The 13,786-nt window shown below is 69.1% G+C and carries 11 protein-coding genes; 6 read left to right on the forward strand and 5 right to left on the reverse strand.

Features of this window, described 5'->3' with window-relative positions:
• The 4 genes from BS329_RS44855 to BS329_RS33265 form a co-directional block, all read right to left on the reverse strand.
• Positions 1 to 473 (reverse strand): glycosyltransferase (locus BS329_RS44855; RefSeq protein ID WP_244197408.1); only part of this gene is annotated, 473 nt, incomplete at its 3' end.
• Positions 474 to 547: 74 nt separating this feature from the next.
• Positions 548 to 2,419, reverse strand: coding sequence for an ArnT family glycosyltransferase (locus BS329_RS33255; RefSeq protein ID WP_084750501.1), 1,872 nt, complete (start codon positions 2,417 to 2,419; stop codon positions 548 to 550).
• A gap of 4 nt (positions 2,420 to 2,423) precedes the next feature.
• Positions 2,424 to 3,962 carry a sensor histidine kinase gene (locus tag BS329_RS33260; protein WP_076166107.1) on the reverse strand — a complete coding sequence of 513 codons (1,539 nt, stop codon included), beginning with the start codon at positions 3,960 to 3,962 and terminating at the stop codon, positions 2,424 to 2,426.
• 182 nt (positions 3,963 to 4,144) lie between these two features.
• Positions 4,145 to 6,157 (reverse strand): fatty acid desaturase, encoded by a 2,013-nt coding sequence (locus tag BS329_RS33265; protein ID WP_076166620.1) that lies wholly within the window; start codon positions 6,155 to 6,157, stop codon positions 4,145 to 4,147.
• 548 nt (positions 6,158 to 6,705) lie between these two features.
• Between BS329_RS33265 and tig the strand changes: the two genes are divergently transcribed.
• From tig to BS329_RS33295, 6 genes are all read left to right on the forward strand, one after another.
• Entirely contained in the window at positions 6,706 to 8,076 is a 1,371-nt protein-coding gene (tig, locus tag BS329_RS33270; protein WP_076166110.1) for a trigger factor, read from the forward strand.
• A 190-nt stretch (positions 8,077 to 8,266) separates the two neighbouring features.
• Positions 8,267 to 8,869, forward strand: coding sequence for a ClpP family protease (locus BS329_RS33275; protein WP_076166113.1), 603 nt, complete (start codon positions 8,267 to 8,269; stop codon positions 8,867 to 8,869).
• A gap of 27 nt (positions 8,870 to 8,896) precedes the next feature.
• The gene (locus BS329_RS33280; RefSeq protein ID WP_076166116.1) at positions 8,897 to 9,568 is read left to right on the forward strand and encodes an ATP-dependent Clp protease proteolytic subunit; all 672 of its coding nucleotides are present in this window, start codon (positions 8,897 to 8,899) and stop codon (positions 9,566 to 9,568) included.
• Between the two features lie 217 nt (positions 9,569 to 9,785).
• Positions 9,786 to 11,081 carry an ATP-dependent Clp protease ATP-binding subunit ClpX gene (clpX, locus tag BS329_RS33285; RefSeq protein ID WP_016332355.1) on the forward strand — a complete coding sequence of 432 codons (1,296 nt, stop codon included), beginning with the start codon at positions 9,786 to 9,788 and terminating at the stop codon, positions 11,079 to 11,081.
• A 203-nt stretch (positions 11,082 to 11,284) separates the two neighbouring features.
• The gene (locus BS329_RS33290; RefSeq protein WP_076166623.1) at positions 11,285 to 11,665 is read left to right on the forward strand and encodes a hypothetical protein; all 381 of its coding nucleotides are present in this window, start codon (positions 11,285 to 11,287) and stop codon (positions 11,663 to 11,665) included.
• Positions 11,666 to 11,740: 75 nt separating this feature from the next.
• The gene (locus BS329_RS33295) at positions 11,741 to 12,661 is read left to right on the forward strand and encodes an anti-sigma factor RsbA family regulatory protein (RefSeq protein ID WP_279628226.1); all 921 of its coding nucleotides are present in this window, start codon (positions 11,741 to 11,743) and stop codon (positions 12,659 to 12,661) included.
• A 155-nt stretch (positions 12,662 to 12,816) separates the two neighbouring features.
• On the opposite strand, the gene BS329_RS33300 is transcribed toward BS329_RS33295, so the two are convergent.
• A complete protein-coding gene (locus tag BS329_RS33300; RefSeq protein ID WP_076166121.1) occupies positions 12,817 to 13,758 on the reverse strand; it encodes an alpha/beta hydrolase-fold protein in 942 nt (313 codons plus the stop codon).
• Between the last annotated feature and the right edge of the window lie 28 nt (positions 13,759 to 13,786).

Here is a 13,786-nt window from a genome sequence, read left to right on the forward strand (position 1 = left end):
AGTTCCCGTTTCGGTCCGCGCACCACCCGCGCGCCGCGGGCGAGCCTGCTGCCGATGGCGAGGTCGGAATGCCCGGACAGCAGCGGTGCGACAAGGGGACCGAGGGCGGCCAGATCGGTCGAGAGGTCGACGTCCATGTAGGCCAGCACCGGAGCGTCCGAAGTGGACCAAACGGCGCGAAGCGCGCGGCCGCGCCCCTTTTCGTCCAGGTGGCGGACTTCGACGTCGTCGAACTCGCGGCTCAGCCGTTCGGCGACGCGCAGGGTGCCGTCGGTGCTGGCGTTGTCGGCGACGGTGATCCGGAACGGGTACGGGAACTGCTCCACGAGGTGGTCGTGCAGTCGCCGGACGCACGGTTCGAGGTCGGTTTCCTCGTTGTAGACCGGGATGACGACGTCGAGAACGGGGGAGCCGGTCGGGGCGATGGCGGGGCGGCGGCCGGTGTCGGCGCCGGGGAGGATCGCGGCTGTCATACCGTCAATCTCGGCCATCGCGCTGAGTCCGCCTTGTGCCCCGCCTGTGCCGTCGCTGTGTTCCGTCACGGGATTCACCGGCTCAGGTCGTAGACGGTGACACCGTCCACAGTGGTCGGTGAGTAGGTCTCCACGACCCAGGCGGCGATGCGTTCGGCGGCATCGCTACCGGTCTCACCGCGCATCATCATGCCCTCGCCGAGGAAGTAGTGTATCTGTCCACTTCGGACATACTCCTGGAACCGTTCCAGCGTGGGAGCCGGATCCGTGCCGTTGAACCCACCGACGGCCATCACCGGCGCCCCGCCGCCGAGCTGATGGCCCGCCGCGTTGTTGGAGCCCACCGTCGCGGCCGTCCACCTGTAGTTCGCGCTGTCCTGCCGCAAGAGTGCGGCGAGGTTCTCACCGGGCGGGCTCGTCCCCAGCAGGCCGCCCGGGCCGCCCATGCGTACTCCCCGGCCCGTCTCGGGGCCCGCCGACGGGAGCGCGCCGGTATGCGGGGTGGCCGCGGTCGCGACCGTGTACGCGCCGGTGCCGGTGAGAACGGTGATCAGCGCGCCGACGGCGACCGGACGCCGCACGGCACCAGGTAGCCGTGCGGCGAAGAAGACCAGGATCGCGCACAGGAGACCGGCCACGAGGATCGCGATCGACAGTCCCGGCAGCCAGTCGGATTGCCGTGACAGCAGGAGATACGCGGTCAGGGCGGTCAGGCCGATCCCCGCGCTCAAGGTGCCCGCGGCGGCCGGATTCCCCCTGGCACGCCACAACTGGGTACCCGCGATCCCGACGAGTGCGGCGATCGCCGGGGCCAGCGCGATCAGGTAGTAGGCGTGGATGATGCCGCCCATGTAGCTGAACACCACGGCGGTCACGAGGAACCAGCCGCCCCAGACGATCAGTGCCGCACGGCCGCGATCGGTGCGCGGGGCACGGCGGGTGAACCACAGCCCGGCGGCCAGCGCGACGACGGCGGCCGGGAGCAGCCAGGCGATCCCGCCCGCCATTTCGCCGCCGAACAACCGGTCCCAGCCCGTGCCGCCCCAGCCACCGTTGGGGCTTCCGCCGACACTGCCGACCTCGTCGCCGGTGAGGCGGCCGAAACCGTTGTAGCCGAAGGCGAGTTCCCACAGGCTGTTCTCCTGCGAGCCGCCGATGTACGGCCGGTCGGCGGCGGGCCACCAGGCGACGACGGCGAGGTACCAGCCCGCCGCGACGATCGTCGCGATCAAAGCGCCGCACAGGTGCGACAGGCGTTTGCCCAGCGACGTCGGCGCGGCGATCAGGTAGGCGAGCCCGAACGCGGGCAGCACCAGGAACGCTTGCAGCATCTTGGCGAGGAAGCCGAACCCGACGGCGACCCCGGCCAGTGCCAGCCAGCGCGGACTCGCCTTCTCCAGCGCGCGGACGACGCAGTACGCGCCCGCGACCAGGAGGAGGACGAGCAGGGAGTCGGGGTTGTTGAACCGGAACATCAGCGCGGCGGCGGGGGTGAGCGCGAGGACGGCGCCCGCCAGCAGGCCCGCGGCCGGGCCGGACGTCCGGCGCACCGCGGCGTACAGCAGGGCCACCGAGCCGACGCCCATCAGCGCCTGTGGAACGAGGATGCTCCAGGCGTTGACGCCGAACAGGCGCGCGGAAAGACTCATCACCCACAACGCGGCCGGTGTCTTGTCGACGGTGATCGCGTTCGCGGCGTCGCTCGATCCGAAGAACAACGCCTTCCAGCTCAGCGATCCGGCCTGCGCCGCCGCCGAGTAGAAAGCGTTGGCCCAGCCGGATTCGCCGAGGTTCCAGAGATACAGGACGGCGGTCGCGAGCAGGAGCGCGGCGACGGAAGGCCGGACCCAGCGTGGGTCGGACGGCTGTTTCGCCGTCGCGGCGTCTTCGGTGTCTTCGGTGTCTGCTGTGTATTCGGCGCCATCGCGAGAGGCGAGGAGGATCATGGGTTCAGGGTCGAGTGCCGACCTGGGGGGTGGTTGTGCCGAAGCTGTGCACCCGCTGTGAGGACTCGATCACCGGCAGGGATACGGCGAATTCGGTGCGCCCCGGACGGCTGTGCGCCTCGATGGTGCCGCGGTGGGCCACCACGATCGCCGACGCGATGGCCATCCCGAGACCGGTGCTGCCCGCGGTGCGGGACCGCGAGGAGTCGCCGCGGGCGAAGCGTTCGAAGACGCTCGGCAGGAGTTCCGGCGCGATGCCGGGGCCGTTGTCGGTCACGGTCAGCACCGCGGCCCCGGTGTGGGAGCGGCTCAGCGCGGTGATCACCGTGGTGCCCGGCGGGGTGTGCGTGCGCGCGTTGGACAGCAGGTTCGCCAGGACCTGGTGCAGGCGCCGGACGTCGCCGGGGACGGTCAGCGGCCCGTCCGGGAGCCGCAGTTCCCAGCGGTGGTCCGGACCCGCGACATGCGCGTCGCCGACGGCGTCCGCGGTCAGCCGGGTGAGGTCGGCGACACCCGCTTCGAGCGGCCATCCGGCGTCGAGCCTCGCCAGCAGCAGGAGATCCTCGACCAGCGTCGTCATCCGGGCGGCCTCGGACTGGATGCGGTACATCGAACGCGCGACGTCCGGCGGCACCAGCGCGCTGCCGCGGCCGGCGAGTTCGGCGTACCCGCGGATCGCCGCGAGCGGGGTGCGGAGTTCGTGGCTGGCGTCCGCGACGAACCGGCGGACGCGGGTTTCACTGGTGTGCCGGGCTTCCAGCGCCTGCGCGATATGGCCGAGCATGAGGTTCAGCGCCGAACCGACCTGGCCGACCTCGGTGCGCGGATCGGTGTCGGCCTCGGGCACCCGCACGGAAAGCGCGACGTGCCCGCGGTCAAGCCGCATCGCCGACACCCGCCCCGCGGTCGCCGCGACCCGGTCGAGCGGCCGCAAGGTGCGCCGGACCGCGAACGCGCCGAGGAACCCCGCGCCCGCGACGCCTGCCGCCGCGACCCCGAAAAGGATCCACCCGACCGTCGTCAGCGTGTCCTGCACCGGCTCGAGAGGGAGACCCGTGACGACGACCCCGCCGGGGATCGAGACGGCCTGCACCCGGTAGTCGCCAAGACCGCCCAGCTTCATCGTCATCGGCCGCCGGTCCGCCGGGATGGCGAGCAGGCCGGACTCCTGTTCGGACGACAGCTCCTGGGGAAGACCTTGAACCGTGAGGACTCCCGCGTAGAGCACTCGTTCCCCGGAGAAGCGCATGCTCAACGTCCCCGACGCCTGGCCCGGCGCGTTGAGCGGATCGGGACCGAAGCCGGGCGAGTCGTCCGGCGGCCGGTTCGCGAAATCGTGGGCGCGGTCCGACGCGGCCGAGAGCTGGCCGTCGATCCGGTCGGTGAGGAACGACCGCAGCGCGCTCTCGCTGGCGACGCCGATCACCAGGCAGACGAAAGCGAGCAACAGCACCATCGAGCCGGTCAGCCTGGTGCGCAGGGAAAGCCGCCCGGGCCGGTACCACCGGCGCGGGCCGGTGGTCGGGACCGATCCGGATGCCATGCCGTCGAGCGTGCGCCGCGGTCGTAGGCGCGCGTTGTGTCCCGCCTGTGAGCCCGCTGTGCACGTGGGTCACAGAAACGTCTGACGCGCGGCACAGGCGGGATGCCGACGGTGGGGTCAACGACGAACCGGCAAGGTCTACACGATCGACTCGTCGAGACCCATTGGCCGCGCGAAGGGCTTCAGCGGTCGTAATCCACCGAAAGTTCGGGCGAGGTCGCCACCGCCCGGCACGTCAGGATCTGCCCCGCCGAGACCTCCTCGTCCCCGAGCGCGTAGTGCACGTCCATCCGCGCGCTGCCTCGCACCACCGTCGCCCGGCACGTCCCGCAAGCCCCGCCGACGCACGCGTACGGCGCGTCGACGCCATGCCGCAGCGCGGCGCTGAGCACCGTTTCGCCCACTGTCGCGGGGATTTGGGCGGTCTTGCCACCGGCGGTCACCGTCAGCACCGGGCCCGGTCGCCTCGAGGGGCGGACGGGAAGCGCGCCCTGGAACAGTTCGAAGTGGACGTTCTCCTCGGGGACGTCCTTGTCCGCCAGCGTCCGGCGGGCCATGTCGACCAGTTCACGCGGGCCGCACAGGAACCAGTCGTTCACCTTCGCCGGGTGCAGCCGCGCCTGGAGCAGCGCGCGGAGGCGGGTGCCGTCGAGGCGGCCGCGCTGGTAGCGCTCGTGCGAGATCGCCAGCGCTTCGCCGACGGTGTCGAACGGCTTCTCGGTCCGTTGCGGGCGCAGGTCCGGGTCGCGTTCGTCGGTGCGGTAGTGCACGACGTGCAACCGTCCGCCCAGTTTCGCGGCGAGCGCGCCGAGTTCGGTGGCGAACATCGTGCCGGCGCCGGAGGTGTTGACGTACAGCAAGGTCGCCTTGCTGTTCGGCTCGTTCAGCAGCGTCGTGGTCAGGATCGACAGGATCGGCGTGATCCCGCTGCCCGCGGCGAGCGCGACGTACCGGCCGCCGCGGCCTCGCGCCGGGGCCAGGGTGAACGCGCCGTCGGGCGGCAGTACCTCCAGTACGTCGCCCGCCGCCAGTTCGGTGGTCGCGAACGTCGAGAACGCGCCGCCGATCTGGTGCTTGATCGCGATCCGCAGCTGCCCGGAGTCCGGCGTCGAGCAGATCGAGTAGGCCCGCCGCACCTCTTCACCGTCGACTTCGGCGCGGATCACGAGGTGCTGGCCGGGAGTGAACCGGAAGGTCTCCCGCAGCCGCTCCGGCACGTCGAACGTCACGGTGACGGCGCCCTCGCACAACGGCCGGACCTCGGCGACCCGCAGCGAGTGGAACAGGCTCGGCTGCCGGGGAAGGGGAGCGGGCGGCTCCTCGTCGAACGCGCCGGTGAGCTGACGCCATTCGCGGTACTCCGAAGATGTCAGTTCACGGCCCCACGCGGTCGCGATCGGGACGTCCCTGGCGAGATAGGCGTCGCGATTGTCCTTCCAAGCACGCAAGTACCGGTAGAACGGGATCGCCGGGTGGAGATGGTGCACCAGATGATAGTTCTGGCACAGCATGATCGGCGTCATCAGCCATTCGAGCCCGACGCGGACGCGGGTGGCGCCGAACCGGTTCTGCCGCCGCGCGCCGAGGTCGTGATGCGGGAGCCAGTCGAACCACCAGGCCAGCACGGCAAGGCCGAGGCGCTGCGGGATCAGGTAGACCACCAGCGGTTCCCAGCCGTGACCGGACGCGATCAGCCAGGCGAACGCGGCGAGGGTCAGCGCGACCACGGCCGCGGTCTCGATCCGTTCCGACGGCGGCCGCGTGCGCTGCCGAGCCACGTAGAACCGGGCGTACCAGAAGTCGATGGTCAGCCACCGCAGCGGCAGTTGCCACCACGGGCCGTGCGCGGTCCAGGCGTCGGGATCGGTGTAGGCGTCCTCGTTGGTGTTGCGGTGGTGCTCCAGATGGATGTAGCGCACCAGGGGAAAGGAGCCGTAGGCGGCCACGAACGGCATCGCGAGCCTGCCGAGCAGTTCGTTGACCCAGGTGAGCTGTCCGGCCGCGTGATGCGTCGACTCGTGCAGCACGGTGAACATCGTGAAGGTGACCAGCGCGTGCAGCGGGATGGTCAGCCACAGCGGCCCCGCGTCGTCGACGACCAGCCAGGTGGCGCCCACCCAGACCATGACCCCGCCGAGGAACAGCAGGATCGCCGGCACCGAGACCACCGGAAGCGGGATCCTCGGATTGGGCAGACCACGTCCCGCCGGTCTTCCGGCCAGATCCCCCGTGCCCTCGGACCGGGTGGCGGCGACGGTCATCGATCGGTCCCCTCCGGCGATGGCTACCGGGACAAGCTGTCACACCGTAGACAACTGGTACTGGTTTGTAAACTTCAACGACCTGCTGAAAGGCCTCGTCACGGCGCCCGATGGTGAAGCGTGGCACGCATCCGTGTCCAGGACTGGGCGGCTTCGTGACAGAGAAGCACCGAAAACTGGTCCGATCGGGTGACCCGCGTGCTGTTCACCGGACGGCTCCCGAAACCGGTCTGCGAGCCTGTTCGCGGTCTGCGCGTCCAGGCGGTCCTTGACGGCACGGGCGGACGCGCCCGAGTGCGACCCCGGCCGGACGGCGATCCGCCCGCACCGCCAGGAACCACCTGGATCACGAACCCCATCGAACAGACCCACAGGACACGGCCTAGACTCGGACGGCCCGGTCTGCAAGCTGGCCAGGGCACATCCGCTGTCGACCGCATGCGGATGCTCAATCACATCGTTTACCGCTCGAGGAGAATACGTTGAAGAGCACCGTCGAGCAGCTCAGCCCGACGCGAGTCAAGATCAATGTCGAGGTGCCGTTCGACGAGCTCAAGCCGAACTTCGACCGCGCCTACCGCAAGATCGCCCAGCAGGTGCGCATCCCCGGCTTCCGTCCGGGCAAGGCGCCGGCTCGCGTGCTGGAAAGCCGGATCGGGCGAGCCCCGGTGCTCGACGAGGTCGTCAACGAGGTCATTCCGGCCAAGTACATGGAGGCCGTGCGCGCGGGCGAGGTCCGCACGCTGGGCCAGCCCGAGTTCGAGGTGACCAAGCTCGAGGACCGTGAGATCCTGGAGTTCACCGCCGAAGTCGACATCCGCCCGGAGATCTCGCTGCCCGACCTCGAGGGCTTCGCGGTCAGCGTCGACGACGTCGACCTGACCGACGCCGAGATCGACGAGCAGCTCGACGAGCTGCGTGCCCGCTTCGGCACCCTGACCGGTGTCGAGCGCGCGGCCGAGAACGGCGACTTCGTCTCGATCGACCTCGCGGCCACCGTCGACGGCCAGGAGGTCGAGGACGCCTCGACCACCGGCCTGTCCTACGAGATCGGCTCCGGCCAGCTCGTCGACGGAATCGACGAGGCGATCATCGGCGCGAACGCGGGCGAGACCAAGACCTTCACCACGAAGCTGGTCGCCGGCGAGCACGCGGGCAAGGACGCCGACGTCACCGTCACCGTGCAGACCATCAAGCAGCGTGAGCTGCCCGAGGCGGACGACGAGTTCGCCCAGATGGCGAGCGAGTTCGACACGATCGACGAGCTGAAGGGCGACCTTCGCGAGCGCCTCGGCCGCGTCAAGAAGATGCAGCAGGGCGTCCAGGCCCGCGACAAGGTCCTCGAGGAGCTGCTCGAGCGCACCGAGGTCGCGATCCCGGAGAAGGTCCTCGAAGCCGAGATCGAGAACCGCAAGCACGACGCGATCCACCCGTTCGACCACGACGAGGCGCAGTTCGCCAAGGCGCTCGAGGCCGAGGGCAAGTCTCTCGAAGAGTTCGACACCGAGGTCCGCGAGGAAGCGGAGAAGGCGGTCCGCACCCAGCTGCTGCTGGACAGCATCGCCGACGCCGAGCAGACGTCGGTCAACGACGGCGAGCTCACCGAGCGGATCATCTACCAGGCGCAGCGCTTCGGCGTCAGCCCGGACGAGTACGTCCAGCGGGCGCAGCAGTCCGGTCAGCTGACCGCGATCTACGCCGACGTCCGCCGCGGCAAGGCGCTGGCCACCGTGGTCCGCAAGACCACCGTGACCGACGCGTCCGGCACCGCCGTCGACCTCGAGGAGCTTTTCGGCCCCGCACCCGAGGAGACGCAGGTCACCGAGGAGACCGCGAAGACTGCGGCCGAGTAGGGAATACGCGGCCCGCTCGAAGCGGACCGTAAAGCTGTAAGCGAACTTGGGCGGTGTCAGGCATTCTGCACCGCCCAAGTTCGTTAGGGTCGGTTGCAAGATCTTCAGCATCTGGACACAGCACAGCATCTGGACATAGAGCGGCGGCCGAGGTACGGCAGGCCGTCGTCGGCGGAAAAGGCAGGCAGACGTGACGCAGCACACGCCCGAGGCGCGGACCGGTACCGCAGGGCTCAACCTCACCGACTCGGTCTTCGAGCGGTTGCTCCAGGAGCGCATCGTCGTCCTCGGCTCCGAGGTCAACGACGAGGTCGCGAACCGGATCACCGCCCAGTTGTTGCTGCTCGACGCAGACGACTCCGAGTCGGACATCCGCTTCTACATCAACTCGCCGGGTGGCTCGGTCACCGCGGGCTTCGCCATCTACGACACCATGCAGCTGATCCGCCCGGACGTCGCGACCTACGCGATGGGCCTGGCGGCGTCGATGGGGCAGTTCCTGCTGTCTTCCGGCACGCCCGGCAAGCGGTACGCGCTGCAGCACGCGCGCATCCTCATGCACCAGCCCTCGGCGGGTGTCGGCGGCACGGCCTCCGACATCGCGATCCAGGCCGAGGTGTTCGGCAAGTGGAAGCAGGAGCTGGCCAAGATCACGGCCGAGCAGACCGGCCAGACCGTCGAGCAGATCGTCAAGGACGGCGACCGTGACCGCTGGTTCACCGCGCAGGAGGCGAAGGACTACGGCTTCGTGGACCAGGTCCTCACGCGCGAGAACCCGCTTCCCAACAGCTGATCCGCGCCGGCACACAGGAGAATTCCCATGAGCAACTTCCAGCTTCCGATCGGGTCGCAGGCGCCGGGGACGCAGTCGCGGCTCCAGCTGCCGCAGTCGCGGTACGTCCTGCCCTCCTATGTCGAGCGCACGAGCTACGGCATCAAGGAATCGAACCCGTACAACAAGCTCTACGAAGAGCGTCAGATCATGCTCGGCGTGCAGATCGACGACGCGTCGGCGAACGACGTGATGGTCCAGCTGCTGCACCTCGAGCACGAGGACCCGGACCGCGACATCATGATCCTGATCAACTCGCCCGGTGGCTCGTTCACCGCGCTGATGGCGATCTACGACACGATGCAGTACGTCCGCCCCGACATCGTCACCATGTGCATCGGCCAGGCCGCTTCGGCCGCCGCGGTACTGCTGGCGGCCGGTACCCCCGGCAAGCGGTTCACCCTGCCGAACTCGCGTGTGCTGATCCACCAGCCCGCCACCGAGGGCACCTACGGCCAGGTGTCGGACCTGGAGATCCAGGCCAACGAGATCCAGCGGGTGCGGCGCCAGATGGAGGTCATCCTGGCGAAGCACACGAACAAGGACGCCGACGAGGTCAAGAAGGACATCGAGCGCGACAAGATCCTGACGGCCGACGAGGCCAAGGCGTACGGGATCGTCGACGAGGTCCTCGAGTACCGCAAGGCGTCGAGTAGCTGATCGTGGCCGGACCGGTGCGTGTCGGGAGACGACACGCACCGGACCCCTGGTCTATGGTCAGCTTCTGGCGTGCTCAGATGTGACGTTGGTTCTCCCGTCGGCGGCATCGGGCGGGTACCGTCAGTGGCAGTGTGTGAGGCTCCGAGCGGTCATCCGTGACCGGGGCGGTAAGACAGTCAGGCGCGACATCGCGCCGGAGGGGACGAGGTCAACGGCCATGGCACGGATCGGTGACGGCGGCGACCTGCTGAAATGTTCTTTCTGCGGCAAGAGCCAAAAGCAGGTGAAGAAGCTCATTGCCGGCCCCGGGGTCTACATCTGCGATGAGTGCATCGATCTCTGCAACGAGATCATCGAGGAAGAACTGGCCGAAGCCGGTGAGGTCAAGCTCGACGAGCTGCCCAAACCCGCCGAGATCCACGAATTCCTCGAGCAGTACATCATCGGTCAGGACGACGCGAAGCGTTCGCTGGCCGTGGCGGTGTACAACCACTACAAGCGTGTGCAGTCCGACGACAAGGCCGGGCCGAAGGACTCCAAGGACGAAACCGTCGAACTGGCGAAGTCCAACATCCTGATGCTGGGCCCGACGGGCTGCGGCAAGACCTACCTCGCGCAGACCCTGGCGAAGATGCTGAACGTCCCGTTCGCGATCGCGGACGCCACGGCGCTCACCGAGGCCGGGTACGTCGGCGAGGACGTCGAGAACATCCTGCTCAAGCTGATCCAGGCGGCGGACTACGACGTCAAGCGGGCCGAGACGGGCATCATCTACATCGACGAGGTCGACAAGATCGCCCGGAAGTCGGAAAACCCGTCGATCACCCGTGACGTGTCCGGCGAGGGTGTGCAGCAGGCGCTGCTGAAGATCCTCGAGGGCACCACGGCGTCGGTGCCGCCGCAGGGCGGCCGCAAGCATCCGCACCAGGAGTTCATCCAGATCGACACGACGAACGTGCTGTTCATCGTGGCCGGCGCGTTCGCCGGGCTGGAGAAGATCATCAACGAGCGGGTCGGCAAGCGCGGCCTCGGTTTCGGCGCGGAGATCCGCACCAAGGCCGAGATCGACGAGAGCGACATCTTCTCCGACACCATGCCGGAGGACCTGATCAAGTTCGGGTTGATCCCCGAGTTCATCGGCCGCCTCCCGGTCGTGGCGACGGTGACCCACCTGGACAAGGACTCGCTGGTCAGCATCCTCACCACGCCGCGCAACGCGCTGGTGAAGCAGTACAAGAAGCTCTTCGAGATGGACAACGTCGAGCTGGAGTTCACCAAGACCGCGCTCGAGGCCATCGCCGACCAGGCCGTGCTCCGCGGCACCGGCGCCCGTGGCCTGCGCGCGATCATGGAAGAGGTCCTGCAGCCGGTCATGTACGACATCCCCAGCCGCGACGACGTCGCGAAGGTCGTCATCACCGAGCAGACCGTCCGCGAGAACGTGAACCCGACGATCGTGGCGCGTCAGCCGTCACGCCGTCGCAGCAGCGAGCGAGGCGAGAAGTCCGCCTGAGCGGCTCATGCGAAAAGCGATGCCCCGGCCGGAAGTTTCCGGCCGGGGCATCGCTTTCTCCGGTCCGCGGCGTGTCTCTCGACCGGAGGTCGACCGGTGGGCGAGACCGGTTGATGCCGCGGCGCGGCTGCGGAAATCCGATAGCGCGCTTTGAGAAACACAGTCCGGTCCGGCCGGGGACCGGACCGAGATAGGATGTGACGGTGCCGCTGACTCCCACGAAGGACGAGAACGAGGCTCCCGAACTGGCGGCCGCGAGTCCACGCGAGGTCAGGGGACTCGTCGAACTCACCGAGCGCATCGTCATCGGGGCCTATCGCCGTCATGCGTGGCTTCCGCGCGCGCTGACGATCGCGCTGGGCGTGCTGGTGGCGACCTGCCTGGTGGCCGGGGTGGTCCGGTTGTCGCCGCTGCCGCTGATCCCGCTGCCGTTGTTCGCCGTTTCGGCGTACGCGCTCATCCGGATCAAGGCGGCGCGAGGCGCGGACGCGAACAACGCGCTCGTCAGGTGGACCGGGTTGTTCACCGGTGCGACGCTTGTCGGCTTCTGGTTGATCTCGATGGCGGGACGCTGGCTCAGCTGATCGGCCCGGGACCGTTTTCGGATTTTCCTCCGTTAGCAGGGTTTCAGAATCGCCAAGACGGGGTAAGACGAGTCCGTGACAGTCACCCCTGGGCTCTTCTCCCATGTGGGCCTGCTCTACTCCGGTGACTCCGAGTACCTGGACGGTACGATTCCGTACATCCTGGAGGGCCTGAAGCTCGACGAGTCCGTCGCGGTGGCCGTGCCGGGCCGGAACCTGACGCTCATCGAAGAAGCCCTGGGCGATTCGGCCGCCGAGGTCGAACTCATCGACATGTCCGAAGCGGGCCGCAACCCGGGCCGCATCCTTCCCTGCGTGCTTCTCGCGTTCGCGGACAGCCGTCCCGGACCGGCCCGGATCATCGGCGAGCCGATCTGGGCGGAGCGCTCGGCCATCGAGTACCCGGCGTGCGCGCAGCACGAGGCATTGATCAACTTCGCTTTCGGTGACCGCGACCTCGGCATCCTGTGCCCATACGACCGGGCCCGGCTCGAAGACGACGTCCTCGCCGACGCCGAGCGGACCCACCCGACCCTCTCCGGCGCCGGCGGCGACCACCGAAGCGAGGACTACGCACCCGACGCCGTGGTCGAGAAGTACAACCTGCCGCTACCTGAACCGCGGGCGGCCGACGCGTTCCGTTTCGATCTCTCCAGGCTCGCCGCGGTGCGCCAGTTCGCGCAGGAACGGGCCGAGGAGTGCGGGCTCGTCCCGGACCGCGTCGAAGATCTCGTGCTCGCCGTGGCGGAACTGTCCGCCAACAGCGTGCTGCACGGTTCGGGCCACGGTGTCGTCCGTGTCTGGCGCGACGAGGACCACGTGCTCTGCGAAGTCATCGACGAAGGGACGCTGAGCGATCCGCTCGCGGGCCGCCGTCCCGCGTCGCCAGGGCAGATCGGCGGCCGTGGCCTGGTGCTGGTGAACCAGGTCGCCGACCTGGTCCGTCAGTACCGGAGGCCGGGCTCGACCGTCACCAGGATCTACTTCCGCGTCTGACCCCGGGCGTGCGGCCTCGGGACTTGCGCCGGACCGGCCCGAGAGTCGCGAAATCGTGCGGTCTCGGATCTTGATCAACGGAGGATCGGGGACACTCGACGTCCCGAATCTCCCCGCCGGACCGAGGATACTCACGAGACCGGACCGACCCGGGGTCAGGCGTTCTTCGGGACGTGCTTGCCGAGAAAAGCGATCAGGCTCGGCACCACCGTGCGGTTGAAGGTGTCGCCGTGTTTGCCGCGCGCGGTGTGCGCGACCATCGGCCGCGCTTCGGAGATGAATTTCCGCACCCCGCCGATGAACGGGTCTTCGGTCCCGCACCAGACCCCGGTCGGCACGCTCTTGGTGACATCTATGTGGCGCAGCGGGTCCAGTGCGCCCCAGTCGGCGGCGTCGCGGAACGCGCGCCGCTTGCTCATCTCCGTCCACGACGTGATCAGCGCCGGCGCGAGCGCCGCGACCGCGGCGGGCGGGCGGCGGCGTTCCAGGCGTCGCCGGGTGTAGAGCAGCGCGCCGAAGCCGCCCATCGAAAGCCCGGTGGCGGCGAACGGCAGTCCGTCCCGGCCGCCGAGGCCGCGGGCGGCCAGCCAGCGGGGGACCTCTTCGAGGAGCATCGCCATCGGGTTGTCGCCGGGCTGGTTCTCGTGCCAGTAGTGGTCGCCGCCGTCGACCGCGACGAACCCGAACGGGGGCACCGCCTTGCGGGCGACGTCGCTGCCGAGTTGCTTGAGCAGTCCGCTGGGGGCCGCGTGCCGCGCGGTGCCGTGGAGGCCGTGCAGCATCAACGACATCGGCAGGCCCTTGGGCGGCGCCTTGGTCGGCAGCATCAGCACGAGGTCGACCTCGCGGCCGCGGGCTTCGGAGTAGACGCGTTCGACACGCGGGCTGCCCAGTTGAGTGGCCGGAGTCGGCGACGCGACGCCGAGTGCCCGCTGGAGGGCTTCGCTGAACGGCAGGGCACCGGAGGCCGTTCCGGCGGCGAGTCCCGCGACGCCGAGACCGGAGGCGCCGGCGATCAGCACGGAACGACGGCTCAGCCAGCGGCGGGCGCCATGCACCCCCGGCAGCGTCGACTGCCCCTGGTCGTCGTCGTTCACCCGTCCCCGTTCCCCCGGTCGATCTTCT

The sequence above is a fragment of the Amycolatopsis coloradensis genome (assembly GCF_001953865.1).
In the GTDB taxonomy this organism is placed as follows: domain Bacteria; phylum Actinomycetota; class Actinomycetes; order Mycobacteriales; family Pseudonocardiaceae; genus Amycolatopsis; species Amycolatopsis coloradensis.

Bases quoted from the DNA above. Each gene is read 5' to 3' on its own strand.
- BS329_RS33255 (WP_084750501.1), bottom strand. From the start codon at position 2,419: ATGATCCTCCTCGCCTCTCGCGATGGCGCCGAATACACAGCAGACACC.
- BS329_RS33260 (WP_076166107.1), bottom strand. From the start codon at position 3,962: ATGGCATCCGGATCGGTCCCGACCACCGGCCCGCGCCGGTGGTACCGG.
- BS329_RS33280 (WP_076166116.1), top strand. From the start codon at position 8,897: ATGAGCAACTTCCAGCTTCCGATCGGGTCGCAGGCGCCGGGGACGCAG.
- clpX (WP_016332355.1), top strand. From the start codon at position 9,786: ATGGCACGGATCGGTGACGGCGGCGACCTGCTGAAATGTTCTTTCTGC.